The 17703-nt window shown below is 38.4% G+C and carries 19 protein-coding genes; 7 read left to right on the top strand and 12 right to left on the bottom strand.

Translation table 11 applies throughout. The features are described from left to right. Nucleotides 1–131 precede the first annotated feature (131 nt). Together ACLCDL_RS07320 and ACLCDL_RS07315 are read right to left on the bottom strand one after the other, a co-directional pair. Nucleotides 132–410, bottom strand: a complete 279-nt coding sequence (locus tag ACLCDL_RS07320) for a NifU family protein (RefSeq protein WP_423147629.1) — start codon at nt 408–410, stop codon at nt 132–134. 37 nt (nt 411–447) lie between these two features. After that, nucleotides 448–1527: an Mrp/NBP35 family ATP-binding protein gene (locus tag ACLCDL_RS07315; protein ID WP_423147628.1), complete on the bottom strand. Its 1080-nt coding sequence runs from the start codon at nt 1525–1527 to the stop codon at nt 448–450. A gap of 151 nt (nt 1528–1678) precedes the next feature. On the opposite strand from ACLCDL_RS07315, the gene ACLCDL_RS07310 reads away from it, so the two are divergent. Genes ACLCDL_RS07310 through ACLCDL_RS07300 form a run of 3 tightly spaced genes read left to right on the top strand, consistent with a single transcriptional unit; the run spans nt 1679 to nt 5089 of the window. Further along, entirely contained in the window at nt 1679–3823 is a 2145-nt protein-coding gene (locus tag ACLCDL_RS07310) for a transglycosylase domain-containing protein (RefSeq protein ID WP_423147627.1), read from the top strand. 8 nt (nt 3824–3831) lie between these two features. Beyond that, complete coding sequence (gene hpt, locus ACLCDL_RS07305) at nt 3832–4383, top strand: hypoxanthine phosphoribosyltransferase (RefSeq protein WP_423147626.1); 552 nt, start codon at nt 3832–3834, stop codon at nt 4381–4383. Nucleotides 4384–4426: 43 nt separating this feature from the next. Further along, complete coding sequence (locus ACLCDL_RS07300) at nt 4427–5089, top strand: phosphatidylserine decarboxylase family protein (protein ID WP_423147625.1); 663 nt, start codon at nt 4427–4429, stop codon at nt 5087–5089. Nucleotides 5090–5274: 185 nt separating this feature from the next. Here ACLCDL_RS07300 and rplS read toward each other — a convergent pair whose 3' ends face one another. The 4 genes from rplS to ACLCDL_RS07280 all read right to left on the bottom strand — a co-directional run bounded on the left by rplS (nt 5275) and on the right by ACLCDL_RS07280 (nt 7586). Further along, nucleotides 5275–5622 (bottom strand): 50S ribosomal protein L19, encoded by a 348-nt coding sequence (gene rplS / locus ACLCDL_RS07295; protein WP_423147624.1) that lies wholly within the window; start codon nt 5620–5622, stop codon nt 5275–5277. Between the two features lie 114 nt (nt 5623–5736). After that, nucleotides 5737–6411, bottom strand: coding sequence for a tRNA (guanosine(37)-N1)-methyltransferase TrmD (gene trmD / locus ACLCDL_RS07290; RefSeq protein WP_423147623.1), 675 nt, complete (start codon nt 6409–6411; stop codon nt 5737–5739). Between the two features lie 18 nt (nt 6412–6429). Then, nucleotides 6430–7011, bottom strand: a complete 582-nt coding sequence (gene rimM, locus ACLCDL_RS07285; protein WP_423147622.1) for a ribosome maturation factor RimM — start codon at nt 7009–7011, stop codon at nt 6430–6432. Nucleotides 7012–7055: 44 nt separating this feature from the next. Then, nucleotides 7056–7586, bottom strand: coding sequence for a 30S ribosomal protein S16 (locus tag ACLCDL_RS07280; protein ID WP_423147621.1), 531 nt, complete (start codon nt 7584–7586; stop codon nt 7056–7058). Between the two features lie 210 nt (nt 7587–7796). Between ACLCDL_RS07280 and ACLCDL_RS07275 the strand changes: the two genes are divergently transcribed. Then, nucleotides 7797–9188, top strand: a complete 1392-nt coding sequence (locus ACLCDL_RS07275) for a PAS domain S-box protein (RefSeq protein WP_423147620.1) — start codon at nt 7797–7799, stop codon at nt 9186–9188. Here the strand turns inward: ACLCDL_RS07275 and lpcA are convergent. Genes lpcA through ACLCDL_RS07255 form a run of 4 tightly spaced genes read right to left on the bottom strand, consistent with a single transcriptional unit; the run spans nt 9148 to nt 13488 of the window. After that, complete coding sequence (gene lpcA / locus ACLCDL_RS07270) at nt 9148–9714, bottom strand: D-sedoheptulose 7-phosphate isomerase (RefSeq protein ID WP_423147619.1); 567 nt, start codon at nt 9712–9714, stop codon at nt 9148–9150. The two genes, ACLCDL_RS07275 and lpcA, sit on opposite strands and share 41 nt — an antisense overlap. A gap of 3 nt (nt 9715–9717) precedes the next feature. Then, nucleotides 9718–10695 carry a 6-phosphofructokinase gene (gene pfkA / locus ACLCDL_RS07265; protein ID WP_423147618.1) on the bottom strand — a complete coding sequence of 326 codons (978 nt, stop codon included), beginning with the start codon at nt 10693–10695 and terminating at the stop codon, nt 9718–9720. Nucleotide 10696: 1 nt separating this feature from the next. Continuing rightward, on the bottom strand, nt 10697–12760 hold the full coding sequence (locus ACLCDL_RS07260; protein WP_423147617.1) for a protein-disulfide reductase DsbD family protein: 2064 nt from the start codon (nt 12758–12760) through the stop codon (nt 10697–10699). Nucleotides 12761–12765: 5 nt separating this feature from the next. Beyond that, complete coding sequence (locus tag ACLCDL_RS07255) at nt 12766–13488, bottom strand: biotin--[acetyl-CoA-carboxylase] ligase (protein ID WP_423147632.1); 723 nt, start codon at nt 13486–13488, stop codon at nt 12766–12768. Between the two features lie 88 nt (nt 13489–13576). Here ACLCDL_RS07255 and rsfS point away from each other — a divergent pair, with 88 nt between their 5' ends. The 3 genes from rsfS (at nt 13577) to ACLCDL_RS07240 (ending at nt 16825) form a co-directional block, all read left to right on the top strand. Then, nucleotides 13577–13951, top strand: a complete 375-nt coding sequence (rsfS, locus tag ACLCDL_RS07250) for a ribosome silencing factor (RefSeq protein WP_423147616.1) — start codon at nt 13577–13579, stop codon at nt 13949–13951. Nucleotides 13952–13994: 43 nt separating this feature from the next. Next, nucleotides 13995–16100, top strand: a complete 2106-nt coding sequence (gene ftsH / locus ACLCDL_RS07245; RefSeq protein WP_423147615.1) for an ATP-dependent zinc metalloprotease FtsH — start codon at nt 13995–13997, stop codon at nt 16098–16100. Nucleotides 16101–16189: 89 nt separating this feature from the next. Further along, nucleotides 16190–16825, top strand: a complete 636-nt coding sequence (locus ACLCDL_RS07240) for a LutC/YkgG family protein (protein WP_423147614.1) — start codon at nt 16190–16192, stop codon at nt 16823–16825. A 5-nt stretch (nt 16826–16830) separates the two neighbouring features. Here the strand turns inward: ACLCDL_RS07240 and ACLCDL_RS07235 are convergent, their stop codons facing one another. Both ACLCDL_RS07235 and ACLCDL_RS07230 read right to left on the bottom strand, forming a co-directional pair. After that, nucleotides 16831–17166, bottom strand: coding sequence for a hypothetical protein (locus ACLCDL_RS07235; RefSeq protein WP_423147613.1), 336 nt, complete (start codon nt 17164–17166; stop codon nt 16831–16833). Between the two features lie 2 nt (nt 17167–17168). Continuing rightward, nucleotides 17169–17633: a hypothetical protein gene (locus tag ACLCDL_RS07230; RefSeq protein WP_423147612.1), complete on the bottom strand. Its 465-nt coding sequence runs from the start codon at nt 17631–17633 to the stop codon at nt 17169–17171. Nucleotides 17634–17703: the final 70 nt, after the last annotated feature.

The following is a 17703-nucleotide window of genomic DNA, read 5'->3' as shown; positions in this document are numbered from 1 at the left end:
TTGCCTTTACACAGTGCAGCTTAAATTCAAAACTGTGCTTCTTTTTCTTTATCATAAAAATGCCCCCAGAAAGTGTCTAACTTTTTGGGGGCACTGTAATTCCGCAACCGCTTCTGTATTCCTGATTATTTTTATGATAAACGTTCTGGCATTACCGCATTCGGATCATCCATTGCGGTTAAGTTGATAGCTTCAATGCCTGTTATTTCGGGTACAGCTTTTTTAATAGCCTGCTCAATCCCTGCTTTCAGTGTCATGATACTCATGGGGCACGATCCACATGCACCAAGAAGTTTTATACGAACAATATTGTCTGAAGTAATTTCCTCAATCGAAACGTTCCCGCCATCTGCTTCTAAATACGGACGAATAGTATCTAAAGCACTTTCCACTTTATTCAATAAATCCATAAAATTATTTTTATAAAATTACAAATAATCTATCTTATCAGGACAAGATTACCTGTTTATTTTCCGCATTCCTGATTGATACCTGCTGAGCCACTTTTCGTGCAATCTCGTTAAAGGCAATGGCTGTAGGATTATTTTCCTGAAGGATTACAGGAATACCGGCATCTCCGGCTTCACTGATACTCTTTACTAAAGGAATTTCACCTAAAAAGGGAGCATCAAATTGTTCAGCCAGCTTTTTACCCCCGTTTTTACCGAAAATATAGTATTTATTTTCAGGTAGTTCTGCCGGGGTGAAATACGACATGTTTTCTACCACACCCAGCAAGGGTACATTTATGGTGTTCATCATAAACATTCCAATCCCTTTTTTGGCATCAGAAAGCGCCACGTTTTGCGGTGTTGTTACAATAACGGCACCCGCAACCGGATAGGTTTGGGTAAGTGTGATATGAATATCGCCTGTTCCCGGTGGAAGGTCAACAACTAAATAATCGAGTTCTCCCCAATCAGCATCATTAAACAATTGTTTTACTGCAGTTGATACCATGGGCCCTCTCCAGGGGATTGGCTGATTAGGATCAGTAAAAAAACCAATTGAAAGCAGCTTAACGCCAAACTTTTCTATCGGTTCAATTTTGGTTTTTCCTTCTGCTGTCTGGCTTGCCTTTGGCCTTGCTCCTTCCACACCAAACATAATGGGAATAGAAGGGCCGTATATGTCTGCATCAATCAGTCCCACTTTTGCCCCCGTTCTTTGCAGCCCTAACGCCAGGTTAGCTGCAACGGTTGATTTACCAACTCCCCCTTTACCCGAAGCAACAACAATAATGTTTCGGATATTTGATAAGGGTTGATTTTTTTGAGTAGTAACTCTTGATGTCATATTGATAGAAACTTCAACATCCTTGCTTATAAAATGAGCGATGGCATTACGGCAGGCATTTTCTATTAACCCTTTTAACGGGCAGGCAGGAGTAGTTAGAATAACGGAGAAACTTAACCTGTTGCCTTCAATATGAATATCTTCGATCATGTTTAAAGTAACCAGATCTTTTTTCAGGTCGGGTTCTTCCACATTTCTCAAAGCATCTAAAACCTGTTCTTTTGTAATCATTATCGATTGTGTTTTATGCAAAAATACAAATCCCAAGCCTGAACTTCTTGTTTCATAAGGCTTTTTACAGATATTTACATTTCAGAAATAATTGCAAGATTAAAACGTTTTGTAGCCGAATCAGTTAATGAGAAAAAACTCCCTCTTAAACATGCGAATTCATCCACGTTACCTTAAAATTGCTGGTATCACTTTGCTTTCCCTGATTGTAATTGCGCTTGTTGCCGGAATAATTGCATATAATAAACGTGAGCAGCTTTTAAAAGCGGCTATAGATAAAGCAATTAAAAAGGCTAAACGAGATTATGACCTGAATGTAGAAATCGGGGATGCAAGCTTCCAGGGTTTAAAAACGGTTGAATTAAAAAATATTACAGTTGTTCCTCAGAATCGCGATAGTCTGGCTACCATCGCCGACCTCAGCGTAAGTGTTAAACTGATGCCTTTGCTTGTTGGAAATATCAGGCTTGCAGGACTTAAAATGTTTAACAGTAAAATCAGTCTTATAAAGAAAGACAGTTTAAGGAATTACGATTTTTTATTCAGAAAGAAGAAGGAGGATACTACGGCTAAAAAAACCCCTGTAAATCTTGCAGAACTCGCTAATAAGCTGCTCAATGAAATGCTCGACAAAATTCCTGACGATATGAGCGTGAAGAACTTCAGTGTGAGTTTTAAGGATGATAACGACAGTCTGAGGTTTTTAACTACATCGGCAATAATTGATAACGGCGATCTCAAATCTTCAATTTCCGTTAATAATAATTTCGCGATCTGGCATTTAAACGGTCACGTTGATGGTGACGATAAAGAATTAAACGTAAAGTTATTTGCTGAAGGGAAAAAACTCGAACTTCCCTTTCTTGAAAAGAAGTATGAGCTGAAGCTGAACTTTGATACCGTACGTACCGAATTAAAAGAAGTGGTAAAGGACGGTAGTGAATTAAAACTTTATGGTACCTGGGCTGTAAAAAACCTCCTTATAAATCAGCCAAAGATTGCATCTAATGATATTATTGTCCCAGACGGATCCATTGATGCCAATATGTTTATCGGCGAAAACTATGTTTCTATTGATAGCTCATCTGTAATTCACCTCGAGCAGGTAGAGGCAAGGCCTTTTATAAAATATACCCTAAATCCAACTAAAATATACGAATTGAAACTTCATACAGATGAACTGGATGCACAGAAATTATTTGATGCTTTTCCAAAAGGCCTGTTTGAATCACTTGAAGGAATAAAGGTAAGCGGTAAACTTCAATATGACCTTAATTTTTATCTGGACAGCTCGCATCCCGATTCTGTAAAATTTGATTCGAGATTAAATAAGAGGGATTTTAAAGTTCTGAACTGGGGGAAAACAGATTTTCAGAAAATTAACCACCCCTTTGTTTATACTCCCTATGAATACGGAAAACCGATGCGTGACATTGTAATTGGCCCTAAGAACCCTGATTATACCCCCATCAATGAAATATCTCCTGATCTAAAAAACGCCCTTTTAACTGCCGAAGATCCTTCGTTTTTTAGTCATAAGGGCTTTGTTATCGAATCATTACGAAAATCCATTGCAACCAACTTTAAGGAGAAATCTTTTAAACGTGGAGGAAGTACCATATCCATGCAGCTGGTAAAAAATGTATTTCTCAGCCGTGAAAAAAATATGGCTCGTAAAATAGAAGAAATTCTGATTGTATGGCTGATTGAAAATACTCGCCTGGCATCTAAACAGCGAATGTTTGAAGTATATCTGAACCTGATAGAATGGGGAAGAAATGTTTATGGCATTGGAGAAGCATCGCGATTCTATTTTGGTAAACATCCTTCGCAGATAACTCTGGGGGAAGGAATTTTTCTTGCCAGTATTGTTCCCAGGCCAAAAAAAGGGCTGTACTTTTTTAATGGAGATGGAACACTCAGAACCGGCCTTCGGGGATATTTCAAATTGATAGGAAATTTAATGGCAAAAAGAGGATTAACAGAACGTGATACGAATGCATACGGTTTTTATGGAGTCCGGCTAAAAGAGAGCCTTCGTACAGAAGCCACTCCTGCGGATACGCTGATTACAGATTCGCTGTTACTTGAACAGGAAGAAGAAGCCGGCGGCAATTTCTTCGAAAGGCTTTTTGGGGGCGGAAAAAAGCCGGATACGCTTCAGATACCCTCTAATGGAAAACCTAAAGTAATAAAGGCTGATACCGTTAAAACTCCCGAGCAGTTACGTCAGGAAAGAAGGGAAGAAAGAAGAAAGAGAAGGCGACAGAATAACGGGGGTTTAAATATTTTTTAATTGAAGTAATGAAGATCCAGATTGATGATAAGGATTTTGAACTCTTACTGGAATACGACCAGATAAAGAAACGTACCCGTTTCCTTGGCATTCAGCTGAATGTTGATTACGAGAAAACAGTACCGGTATTTGTAGCTGTTTTAAACGGAAGCTTTATGTTTATGGCCGATCTGATGAAGGAAGTGGAAATTGCATCGGAAATTACTTTTGTAAAAGTAGCTTCTTATAATGCTGATGCAAGTACGGGAGAAGTAAAGAAACTGCTTGGATTGAATCTGGATTTAAAAGGCAGAGATGTAATTATAGTAGAAGATATTGTAGATACGGGTTTAACATTAAGCAGCATTCTGGAGGAAATAAAAAAACAAGAACCTGCCTCGGTATCAGTCTGTACACTTTTATTTAAGCCACAATCACTATTAAAGCCTGTTGATGAACTTCATTATGTAGGATTTGAAATACCGAATGATTTTGTAGTAGGTTACGGGTTAGATTATAAGGAACTGGGAAGAAATCTGAAAGATATTTATCGGGCGTTACCTGTACTTTCTGAAACCTGATAAAAAAAAATTTAGCATCTTTGAGCCTATAAAAATTTCTGAAATGACCATCCATAAAGAAGGTTATACTTCCATAGCGATCTGTATCCTGTTCATTTTTATTATTAACGCGTTTACGCATTATTATTTGCCCGATAACATATGGTTTCAACGGGGAATCTATCTTTTCTCCTTTTTGCTTTTCGTTATTGTGCTTCAGTTTTTCAGGAGTCCGAAAATTAAAACGACACAAAATGAACAGCATGTTATCTGCCCCGCCGATGGAAAGGTAGTGGTTATAGAGGAAACTCAGGAAACGGAATTTTTAAAAGACCGGCGGATACAGGTTTCTATTTTTATGTCGCCTATAAATGTTCACGTGAATCGTAACCCTGTTTCAGGCATAGTTAAATATTTCAAATATCACCCCGGAAAATATCTTTTTGCCTGGGATCCGAAATCATCAACCGATAACGAACGTACAACGATCGTAATAGAAACAGAATCCGGAATTCCTGTTCTGTTCAGGCAAATTGCCGGTGCTTTGGCACGAAGAATTGTATGGTATGTAAAAGAAGGAGATAAAGTAGAGCAGGGCGATCAGTTTGGCTTTATCAAGTTTGGTTCGAGGGTTGATGTATTTTTACCGCTGGGAACAGAAGTGAAAGTGAATTTAGGAGACGCGGTTAAAGGCGGTATAACTGTTCTCGCAGATATTAAATCCTAAACCTCAATAAATTAATTTCAGATAAGCACTTTCTTGATGTCTTATTCAGACAGAGTAAGAGTTAGTATCGCTCTTGTTTTTAACAGACGGCTATTACCATTTCACAGTATTTGCAAAATAGATACAAAATAAAAAACCTCCCTATAGAAATAGGAAGGTAAAAAAATAAAATGTCTTTTATTGAATTAAACTCTTTTGGTTTTGATACGAGCAGCTTTACCTGTTAAACTACGTAAGTAGAATAACTTAGCCCTGCGCACTTTACCATAGCTGTTTACTTCAATTTTATCAATATTAGGAGAGTTAACAGGGAAAATACGCTCAACTCCAATACCGTTAGATACTTTACGCACTGTAAATGTTTCAGTAGTACCAACTCCGTTACGCTGTATTACAACTCCCTGGTAAATCTGAATACGCTCTTTATTTCCTTCGCGAATTTTGTAATGTACACTGATAGTATCGCCAGATTTGAATGCAGGTACTTCTTTCTTCACTACCGCCTGCTCTTCAACAAATTTAACTAAATCCATGATTTTAAGCATTTAAAGCTGATTCTTAACCCGTAAAAACCGCCCCGACTTTTCGGAGTGCAATATTAGGGAAATATTTTGAATAAATAAAGTGTGATTTTAAATTTTCTTAAGCTATTTCAGCAAATCGGGCCGCCTTTGTTTTGTACGCTCCAATGCTTCTTCGTAACGCCAGTTTTCAATATCTGCCTGGTTTCCGCTTAATAAAATATCCGGTACTTTATTTCCTCTCCAGTCTGCAGGCCTTGTATAAACCGGTGCATCCAGTAATTCGCCCTGAAAGGAGTCAGAAAGTGCCGAAGTTTCATCAGAAAGAACTCCCGGTATCAACCGTACTACTGCATCTACCAACACTGCAGCGGGCAACTCTCCTCCGGAAAGAACGTAATCGCCAATAGAAATTTCACGGGTAACAAACAGATCACGGATACGCTGGTCAATTCCCTTGTAATGGCCGCAAAGTATGATCAGGTTATTTTTAACAGAAAGCTCATTCGCTATGCCTTGATTTAAAGTTACTCCATCCGGAGTCATAAAAATTAATTCATCGTATTTGCGCTCTGCTGTAAGAGCTTCTATACAGGCAGCAAATGGCTCAACAGACATTACCATCCCGCTCCCTCCCCCATACGGATAATCATCTACACTTTTGTGCTTATTGGTAGAGTAATCCCGCAGGTTATGCACTTGTATTTCTGCAATTCCTTTCTTCTGGGCCCGCTGCAATATTGAATGTGCAAACGGACTCTCGAGCAGGCCGGGTAAAACTGTAATAATGTCAAAGCGCATACTAAATAACTATATTAGTTACTGATTTATATATACATCGATTAAACCCTCGGGCAATGACATGTAAACAATGCCATTTTCTTCATCTATCTCTTTGATAAAGTCATCTGTAAGCGGAAACATAATTTCTCTGAATTTATAGGGGACAACTGCAACATACTGTTGCGGGTATTCGTGTATTTCTATGATCTCTCCTAATTCACCATAGGTTTTATCGTGTACAATAAAACCTTTCAGATCAGTTATAAAGAACTCGTCTTCATTTCGTTCAGGCTTTAATGATTCAGGAAGATAGATTTTTTTTCGCAGAAGCTTTTGTGCTTTTTCTATGGTATCAACATCATCCAGAAAGAAATAACCGGTTTGGTTGTTTTGCAGTTTATAAGAAGAAATGAAATAAGGAATCAGTTTTCCGTTTATGTCTATGAAAAAAGATTTAAATTCCAGATTTTCGGGCTCCTCATACTCAAAAAATACCTGAATTTCACCTTTCAATCCACGGGTTTTGGTAATATAACCCAGGTAGAAACATTCTTCAATTTTCATAATATCTTCCCATAAAAAAGCATCCTGAACATCAGAGAATCCTGAGCTTTTCAAGATCCTTTAACGTTCAGGATGACACACTAATTTCGTTAATTTTATTATTCTGCGCTTTCTTCAGCAGGAGCTTCAGTTGCTTCTGCGGTTTCTTCAGCAGGGGCTTCTTCAGCAGGAGGAGTATTTTTAGCAGCTATGGCTGCAGCTCTTTCCTCTTTCTTTTTAGCTTCGGCAGCTAAAGCAGCTTTTCTTATTTCTTCTTTTGACTGGCTAAGTCCGCTCTTTTTACCCTCAATCTTAGCATCTTTTTGCTGTAGCCACTGTGCAAATTTAGTTTCAGCTTCTTCAGCAGAAAAAGCACCTTTTTTTACACCGCCTTCTAAGTGCTTTTTGTAAAGCACACCTTTATAGGAAAGTATAGCACGACAAGTATCTGTAGGCTGAGCACCTTTGTTTACCCAATCTAAAGCTTTATCGAAGTTAATGTCGATGGTTGCAGGATTGGTGTTTGGATTATACGCACCTAAACGCTCAATAAAACGACCATCCCTTGGTGCACGTGAATCGGCCACCACAATGTAGTAAAAAGGTTTCCCTTTTTTACCGTGTCTTTGCAATCTGATTTTTGTTGCCATTTTTAATTGTTTATGTATTCAACATATTCCCGGAGTCCATTCTGCGGGGGTGCAAAAATACAAATAAAATCGAATCCATGCAATTTGTGTAACAGAAAATATTATTTATGCTGCTGATTGTCAGAATTTAGTACAGATTCCATTCCTTTTCTTTGTCATGTATACGATAATTTTTTAACTTACACTCTTAATTAACCGATTTATATAGGAATGTATAACCTGGAGGAACTTCTTTCAGCAGTAAATGATGCAGTGTGGTCATATGATTTGCAGGCCAGGAAATTTTTATATACCAACAGTAAATTAATAGAGATTTACGAAGACAAGCTTGATCAGTTAACTGAAAATCCTCTTTCAACAGATACAATAGTGCATCCTGACGATGCGGAATTTGTAAAGCAGGAATTTGAATCGCTTTATTCGGGGAAACAAATAGAAATTGAATACCGGATCGTAGTAAACCAACAGGTTAAGTGGCTGTGCGATAAAAAAGTCATTAAGCCTGATGAAAATAAGCAGGGGGCTATGCTCATTTCTATTATTAGTGATGTAACGCGGAGAAAAGAGTCAGAATTAAATCTTAAAAAATCGGAAAGAACCTATCGTTACCTGTTCGAGCGTAGCCCTATTCCTTCCTGGATATACGACAGAGAAACGTATCAGTTTTTAGCCGTTAATGAGGCCGCTGTTAAAAAGTATGGCTACAGCAAAAAGGAATTTTTGCAGATGACTATCCTCGATATCCGGTCGGATGATGAGAAGATGCGTTTACTTGCAAGAATCGGAAAAGATAATGCCTTGTATAATTCATCCAAACACTGGAAACACTTTAAAAAAGACGGTGGCGTAATTTATGTAAATGTTGCAGGCCATTATGTGTTGTATAAAGGACGGGATGCAGAAATGGTAATGGTGAACGATATTACAAGTGAAATTGAAAATAAAGAAGAAATAATAGTTGCAAAAAGTAATCTGGATGCACTTATTAATAATACCAATGATTTAATTTGGTCCATTGATAAAGATTATAAAATTATTTCGGCCAATACGGCGTTTAGTAACTATTATAAATTTATTTCAAGCCACGATCTTAATAAAGGCGATTCTGTTTTTGTGGATGGTTTCCCTGATAAAATTAAATATCACTGGAAAAAGTATTACGATAAAGCATTTAAAGGAGCTGCTTTCACTATATCTGAGAAAGTTAATTATAGAAACTTCCCCATGACGGTTGAAGTAAGATATAATCCTATTTATAATGCAAAGGGCGAGATTATAGGTGTGGGATGTTTTTCAAGAGACATAACAGAAAGGGTTGAAGCCGAAGAAAAAATACTTAACCAGAATACGCAGTTGATGGAAATTGCCTCTTATGCTTCACATGATATCAGAGGGCCGGTAGCTTCCATTTTGGGAATGGTAAATCTGTTTAATACCAACAACTTTGCAGACCCATTTAATGTCAAATTAATAGAAGGACTGAAGGAAAGCGCTCAAAAGCTGGATGAAGTCATTCATATTATGGTGCAAAAAACCTATAATATGGAAGAAAACGAAGGATTTATAGATTCCTCTCAACAAAGTCAATCAGGGAATGTATAACCTTTATGTGAATTTCCTGTGCTCTGTCGGCATAATTGCTTTTCGGAGCCCGTATTTCTACATCGCATAACGAAGCCATTTTACCTCCATCTTTTCCTGTTAAGCCTATTATCTTAATACCCTTTTTCCTGGCAGCTTCAATAGCGTTAATCACATTTTCTGAATTTCCGCTGGTGCTGATGGCTAATAAAACATCTCCTTCTTTGCCAATTGCTTCTATCATTCTTGAAAAAACAAAAGGATAACCATAATCATTCCCTACGCAGGAGATATGAGAAGGATCTGAGATTGAAATAGCAGGCAGTGCAGGCCTGTTGTCACGGTACCTGCCCGAAAGTTCTTCGGCAAAATGCATAGCATCGCACATGGAGCCACCGTTCCCGCACGAAATTATTTTACAATCTTTTTTTATTGCATCCACCAACAGGTTTCCTGCCAATTCTATTTTAGCAAAGTTTTCATCCGATTGAAGGAAATCGGCTAATACCCGGTAAGCTTCCTCAAAGTGGGCTTTTATGGTTTGCATCAATTAAAGTGAAAGAATGTTTACAATTTTTAAAAGTTCGGGGTTTGCCTCAGAAATATGTTTGATTGCATTCCTGAAAGGCGTGTACTGTATTTCACCGTGTATTATTCCAATCATCTCACCTTTATGTCCTGCCAGAAGTGCTTCTACTGCCGCAACACCGAGTCGGCTTGATAACACCCTGTCCATACAGGTAGGTCGTCCACCGCGTTGAATATGCCCCAGAATAGAAAGCCTGGTATCAATGTTAGGAAACTTTTCTTTTACGATTTCTGCCAGCTCAAAAGCACCGGTACCGGTATCGCCTTCGGCAACTATAATTATTTTGGAAGATTTATCTTTCCGGCTGTTTTCCAGGCGAGTTAAAAGGGCGTTTATATCGGTTTTTTCTTCCGGTATCAGGATGGCTTCGGCTCCTACTCCTATTCCGCTTCTTAATGCAATAAGTCCCGAGTCTCGACCCATTACTTCCACTATAAAAAGCCGATCGTGGGATTCTGCTGTATCGCGTATTTTATCTACTGCGTTTATTACAGTATTAATGGCCGTATCGTAACCAATTGTAAAATCGGTACCCATCAGGTCATTGTCAATGGTGCCAGGTAATCCTACTACCGGAATATCGTATTCGTCGAGAAAAATATTGGCACCAGTAAAGGTTCCATCGCCACCTATGGCTACCAAAGCATCGATGTTGTTCTGTTTTAACTGTTCGTAAGCTATCTTTCTGCCTTCTTTGGTCCTAAAATCGTCGCTACGTGCTGTTTTAAGAATAGTTCCGCCCCTTTGAATAATGTTTGCTACAGATTTTCTGTTCATGGGAAGAAATTCTCCGTGAATCATCCCTTCGTATCCACGCATAATTCCCGTTACTTCCAGATTATAATATAATGCAGTACGAACTACTGCACGAATTGCTGCATTCATTCCGGGAGCGTCTCCCCCGGAAGTAAATACACCGATTTTCTTGATGTCACTCATGTTACCTGTTTAAAAAAGCTGCTTTTCCGCTGTCTAAAAAATTAACGTAATTTTCAATATCCAAATTAAACGCCTGTGGTTCTGCCAGCTTCCTGCCTTCTGTATCTACAAGTACATAGTAAGGCTGCGAATTGGTGTTAAAAGCAGAAGCTTGAAAATCGCTCCACTTCTGACCCAGCGTTTTAATTTTTCGGCCGCTAAATTTAGAAATATATTTTTCATCTTCAGCTAACTCAGTTTTGTCATCAACATAAAGAGATATTAATACATAGTCGTTTTTTAATATGTCAAGTACCTGTTTATCCGACCAAACACTTGCTTCCATTTTACGGCAGTTCGTACAGCTCCACCCTGTAAAGTCCAGTATTACAGGCTTGTTTACTTTTTTTGCATAGGCTAAGCCTTGTTCGTAATCGTAAAAAGCATCAAGTCCGTGGGGAGCATGAAAAAGGTTGGAATATTTTTTTTCTGAAACCTGTTTATTTTCCTGCCCCGATGTTGAAATTTGGCTATTGAGGTCAAAATCTTGTGTAGCTTGAGGAGGCAGCCATCCGCTTATCGCTTTTAAAGGAGCTCCCCAAAGTCCGGGGATCATATAAATGGTGAAAGCAAGCGTAACGATAGCAAAAAATAAACGAGGAAGGGAAAGGGAGCTCACTTCCTTATCGTGCGAAAGCCTGATCTTTCCTAACAGATAAAAAGCCAGGATTCCAAATATTACAATCCATAACACAAGAAAGATATCGCGGTCAAATATTCCCCAATGATAAGCGAGATCGACATTTGACAAGAACTTAAAGGCCAAAGCCAGCTCGATAAACCCGAGCGAAACTTTTACTGAATTTAGCCAACCGCCTGACTTTGGCATTTCTTTAAGCCAGGATGGGAAGATTGCAAATAAGGTAAAGGGAATTGCAAGTGCTGCTGAGAAGCCTAACATTCCAAAGGCAGGACCAAGAAAAGTCCCTTTTGCTACCGCATCAACCAATAGAGTTCCTATTATCGGGCCGGTGCAGGAGAAAGAAACGAGCGATAGCGTAAAAGCCATAAAAAACAAGCCTAACAGCCCCCCGCGATTTGATTTTTCATCCATTTTATTTACCAGCGAAGATGGAAGTGTTATTTCAAAAGCTCCTAGAAATGAAAGTGCAAAAACTATAAGAATGAGGAAGAAAACAAGGTTAAACGTAGCGCTGCTGGCCGCCTCGTTTAAAGCAGAAGCGCCAAAAATAGCTGTAACAAGCAATCCTAATGCTACATAAATAACAATTATTGATATTCCGTAGGTTAATGCGCTTAAAATTCCACGCTGCCTTGAACCAGCTTTCTTTGTAAAAAATGAAACGGTTAGGGGGATCATAGGATAAATACACGGCATGAAAAATGCGGCGAGGCCTCCAAGAAAGCCGGCGATAAAAATTCCCCAGAACGAACTATCTGATGTTGATGTATGCTCAGTTATTTTTTCCTGTTTTTTCTCTTTTACTACAGAATCTGTCTCGGGTTTTGCAACAGAATCGGAAATTGAAGGCTGCGTTGCAGAAGTTACAGGGCTTGCAACAGCAGGAGCTTTTTCTGCTGCTTTTACTGGATTTTCAGCCTGGCTGGTTAAAGATACTGCTACGGGTATAGTAAATTCCACTTCAGTAGGTGGCAGACATTGTTTATCGTTACATACCATGTACTCTAAAACTCCCTTAACCGACGTTTTTGCTGTATTTAGTTTTATTTTTTGTTTAAAAATTACCTGCTTTTCATGCCAGGAAATCTGCATGTCGAAGTTCTTGTCAAAAGCCGAAATGGCTTTAGGACTTTCCGCTACCCTGCCCAGAAGGGAATAATCAGCTGACGGGGTAAATTTAAAGGAAGTTGGAATAGGGCCGCCTTCTTCAATAAATTGAGAATATACATGCCAGCCGGGTTCTATTGTTGCTTTAAGAACCAGGTAAACTTCTTTATCATTTATCTTTTCAGAAGAAAATGCCCATTTAACCGGATCTTCAATTTGTGCATTTGCAAATGCTGACCAAAACAGCAGATTAAATATCAGAATTAACTTTTTCATTTAAATTAAATTACAAAGGCTATCTCTTTAAATCCAAACTTACGAATACTATTGTCAAATTGGATTTTTAGCGAGCCATCTTCATCAACATCCATAATTTTCCCGCTAATTTCTTTGTCTTCTATCCGAAATAATTGATCTTCACCAAACCGGTACAATTTTTCAACATATTCCTGATGAAGTAAATCAAACTTTCCGGATCTCAGTTGCAGATACCTCACTTCAATTGCCTTGCAAAGGTCTCCTAATAATGTTTTTAAATCATAATCCCTTTGTAAGATTTGGGAAATTGAGGTAACGTTTTGGATAGTTTCAGGAAAAACTGCCTGATTAACATTGATGCCGATTCCCGCTATTGCATATTTCCAGCGGCTGCCTTGAACTATATTTTCAATTAAAACGCCACCTAACTTTTTATTTTTCATAAAAATGTCATTTGGCCATTTAATACGCAGGTCATCGCCAATAATTTTACATAATGCATCGTTAATACCGATACTTATCACTTTATTTAATAAGAACTGCTGTTGAGGGGGAATAAAAGAAGGAGTAAAAAGGATTGAAAAGGTTAAATTTTTGCCGGGTTCAGAAAGCCAGTTGTTATTTATTTGCCCACGTCCCGCATATTGCTCATCTGCCAATATTACAGTACCTTCGGGTAATGGCTCAGAATTTGACAATCGATATTTTAAATAATTATTGGTGGAATCTACACGGGGTAAATGCACTAAATTTTGTCCAACAAATAATCCGGAAAAAGTGTTATTTTGCAAAGTAGAGAAGAGCTAAAAAATTTTTCAAAACTAAATTTTTTTAATGGTAAAAAACAAAGTAATTAATGAATCTGCCTTAATCTCCGAATTGGTAATTCACGGCATTCAGGAAAAAAAAGGCAATGAAATAGTAAGATTAGATCTCAGAAATATACACAGTTCAGTTGCAGATTACTTTGTGGTTTGCCATGCTGAATCATCCACTCAGATAAAAGCTATAGCATCCAGTATTGAACACGAAGTTTATAAAGCAATGGAATTAGACCCCGTTCGGGTTGAAGGCCTTCAACATGCAGAGTGGGTTATCCTGGATTATATTGATGTTGTAGTGCACATCTTTAAAACAGATAAACGGCAATATTATGGCATTGAGGAGTTGTGGGGAGACGCAGAAATGAAGTACTATAAAAGTGCTTAATCTGTTTTAAATTAACAATTTACTTTAGTTGGAATAACTTAAGATGAAAGATACTAAACCAGAAAAAAGAAAATCGATAAAAAAGATTACTGGTAAAAAAATTGTACCTAAACCGCCAAGGTTTAATATTATGTGGCTGTATGCCGCCATTATAATCGGCCTGTTTGCAGTACAATACCTGTTTAGCGGTACAAACGCGAAATCAATTAATTATCAGCAGTTTGAAACGCAAATGCTTGTTCCCGGTGATGTGGACAAGCTTGTTGCATATAAAAACAACGACCTCGTAACAGTTGAGGTTTACATAAAGAAAGACAGGTTAACCCAGCCTAAATACAAGGATGTAAGAAGCCAGGACAATTTTAATCTGTCTTCAGAAAGTCCGCAGTATAAATTTACAGATGCTTCATTTGATGCATTGCAGGCCAAATTAAAAGATGCGGAAAAGAATATGCCGGTGGATCAGCGTCCTGCCCTTAATATAGAATCAAGAGAAAGCCCCTGGGCTGGCTGGTTTATGTCATTTATCTTGCCAGTGTTACTGCTTATCGGCTTTTGGGTTTTCATTATGCGCCGGATGGGCGGCGGTGCCGGTGGCGGTGCCGGTGGCCAGATATTTAATATCGGTAAATCTAAAGCTACTTTATTTGATAAAGAATCGCAGGTAAACGTCACGTTTGATGACGTAGCCGGATTGGAAGAAGCCAAACAGGAAGTAATGGAAATAGTTGATTTCCTGAAAAATCCTAAAAAATACACCAACCTGGGAGGTAAGATTCCTAAAGGAGCTCTTTTGGTAGGCTCTCCCGGAACAGGTAAAACATTGCTTGCAAAAGCTGTGGCAGGCGAAGCACAAGTACCTTTCTTCTCCTTGTCAGGATCTGATTTTGTTGAAATGTTTGTTGGTGTGGGTGCGTCACGTGTCCGCGACCTTTTTCGTCAGGCTAAAGATAAAGCTCCGTGTATCATCTTTATTGATGAGATTGATGCCATTGGGCGTGCCCGTGGAAAAAATAGTATTGTGGGAGGTAATGATGAGCGTGAAAACACGCTGAACCAACTTCTTGTTGAAATGGATGGTTTTGGCACCGATTCCGGGATTATCATAATGGCCGCTACCAATCGTCCTGACGTTTTAGACTCAGCCTTACTTCGTCCCGGACGTTTTGACAGGCAAATCTCCATAGATAAACCCGATTTAGTAGGGCGTGAACAAATTTTTAAAGTACATTTAACGCCAATAAAGCTCGCTGCGGATGTTGATCCTAAAAAACTTTCTGCTCAAACACCGGGTTTTGCCGGTGCTGAAATTGCTAATGTTTGTAACGAAGCAGCGTTAATTGCCGCACGTAAAAATAAAGAAGCAGTTGATATGCAGGATTTTCAGGATGCTATTGACAGGGTTATTGGTGGACTGGAAAAGAAAAATAAGATCATATCTCCTGAAGAGAAACGAATTGTGGCTTATCATGAAGCCGGGCATGCTATAGCAGGATGGTTTCTTGAACACGCCGACCCGCTGGTTAAAGTGTCAATTGTTCCCCGCGGTGTTGCTGCATTGGGTTACGCACAATATCTTCCAAAAGAACAGTTTTTGTACACTACAGAGCAATTACTTGATGGAATGTGCATGACTATGGGTGGAAGGGTAGCCGAAGACCTTGTATTTGGAAAAATTTCAACCGGTGCTCAAAACGACCTTGAACGGATTACCAAATTATCTTATGCAATGGTTACCATCTATGGTATGAATCCTAAAGTTGGAAATGTTTCTTTTAATGATCAGCAGGGTGAATACCAGTTTAACCGCCCGTATTCAGAAAAAACGTCAGAGTTAATTGACCAGGAAGTCCGAAACCTGATAAGTGATGTTTACGACAGGACAAAACAATTGCTTACTGATAAACGAGAAGGCTTGGAAAAATTGGCCCAGAAATTACTGGAAAAAGAAATTTTGTTTCAAAGCGACCTGGAGGAAATTTTAGGAAAACGTCCTTTTGAACATCGCACTACATATGATGAGTTTGTAAATGGTGGTGAAGGCGGTGATCAGGGAGTTATTGCTGAAAACATACATCCTGAGCCGGTAGGTGATTCTACCGAACCTTTACAAGTGCGACCGACAGAAAAATCGGAAGAATTAAAATAATTATCAGCCCCGTTAATCGGGGCTTTTTTATTATTATTTGGAACTGTTTGCCCGATAACCGACTTTTGTTCAACTGTAGAGAGGGACCAATGAAAGAAACTACTTCAAAAGAGCGAATGCTTAAAAAAATAAGAAAAGCATTACTTGAAAAAAGAGACAATCCGTATCCGAATTTGGAGGAAGCTCCTCTTTATGAAGAGTACAATGATTACCTCGAAATACTTTTTGCAGAACAACTTACGGCTGTAGCAGGAAAATTTATTTTTTGTGAGGATGAAATTAATTTTATCGAGAATCTCCTCTCGCTGGCAGATGAAAAAGGTTGGAGAAAGATATATTGCTGGGAGCCGAAATTGCAGCAGATATTAACTACCTATGAATTTCCGTATTATAGCACTGATACTGATTTTCTTCAGGCCGAAGTAGGAATAACGCTCTGCGAGTCATTGGTAGCGAGAAACGGCAGCATTCTTATATCAAATGGAAATCAGGCGGGAAGAAGGTTAAGCATTTATCCAAGCTATCATATTGTACTTGCTTATACTTCACAACTTGTACTGGATTTAAAGGATGGCTTTAAAAAGCTAAAGGAAAAATACCAGGATCAGTTGCCTACCATGATCTCAAACATAACGGGGCCCAGCCGTACTGCCGATATTGAAAAAACATTGGTTCTGGGAGCACATGGTCCCAAAGAGCTAATGGTTTTTTTAATTGAGGGATGAAGTTCTTAAATTAAAATGGCAATATGTAAAGCTTCTTCAACAAATTTTGATACAATTCCTATCACTGCATTTACAACTTCCTGCGCTGTAATTAATCCAATACCTTCAATAGCAAGAAGAACGTTTTTTAATGATAGCCTTTGAATTTCTATCCTGGCTTTAAATTCTTCATCTGAAATTTGATTTTTTATTTTTAGCTGAGTAAGAAATTCGATATTCTCAGCAAACTGGCAGAATTCATGTTCTGCATAAGGTTTTAAGTTTTTCCAGGCTTTACCTACAATCTCTTTCGATATCGCTGAACTTTCCTGAATTATCTTTTCGAAATTTAAAGTTCCCATAATTATTTCGGTGATTTAAATCTTCCAGTCGTTTTCAATTCTTCCTGCAGCTTTATTACGGCATCTATTGATGAATTTATTCCGTTGCGGATATCTCTTCTGTCATCAGCAGGAGTATCTTTTAATCCATTTTTATGCAAGGATATAAAAACATGGAAGGCAGAATCCATGTTACTGATCTGCTTTCTTACAAGCGCTGATTTATTATCCAGAAATTTTGCCCGGTCTTCAAGTATTAAAAGATCTGTTTCCACATTGTCATAATAATCCTGAAAGTTTTCAAACCGCTGGTTATCGGGGTTAGTATCCTGCAGTGTTCTGGAAAGTTTGATAAAATGAAGGTTAAATTCCCGTTTAATCTTGGTACATGTTTCGTCTATAACAGGGTCATACCCGCTTATTAAAATTACCCTGCAGGCAGCGGAGAAAAAAAGAGCGAACAGGATAAAAGGCAGAGAATTTCGCATACTTTAATTTACAAAAAAACGGTAAGATGGTATAAAAAATAATTCTTGTTTTACTTGTGTTTTTGCTAAT

It is taken from the genome of Rubrilithobacter danxiaensis, assembly GCF_047272945.1.
In the GTDB taxonomy this organism is placed as follows: domain Bacteria; phylum Bacteroidota; class Bacteroidia; order Sphingobacteriales; family Sphingobacteriaceae; genus Rubrolithibacter; species Rubrolithibacter danxiaensis.
This window is presented reverse-complemented; position numbering and strand designations above follow the sequence as displayed.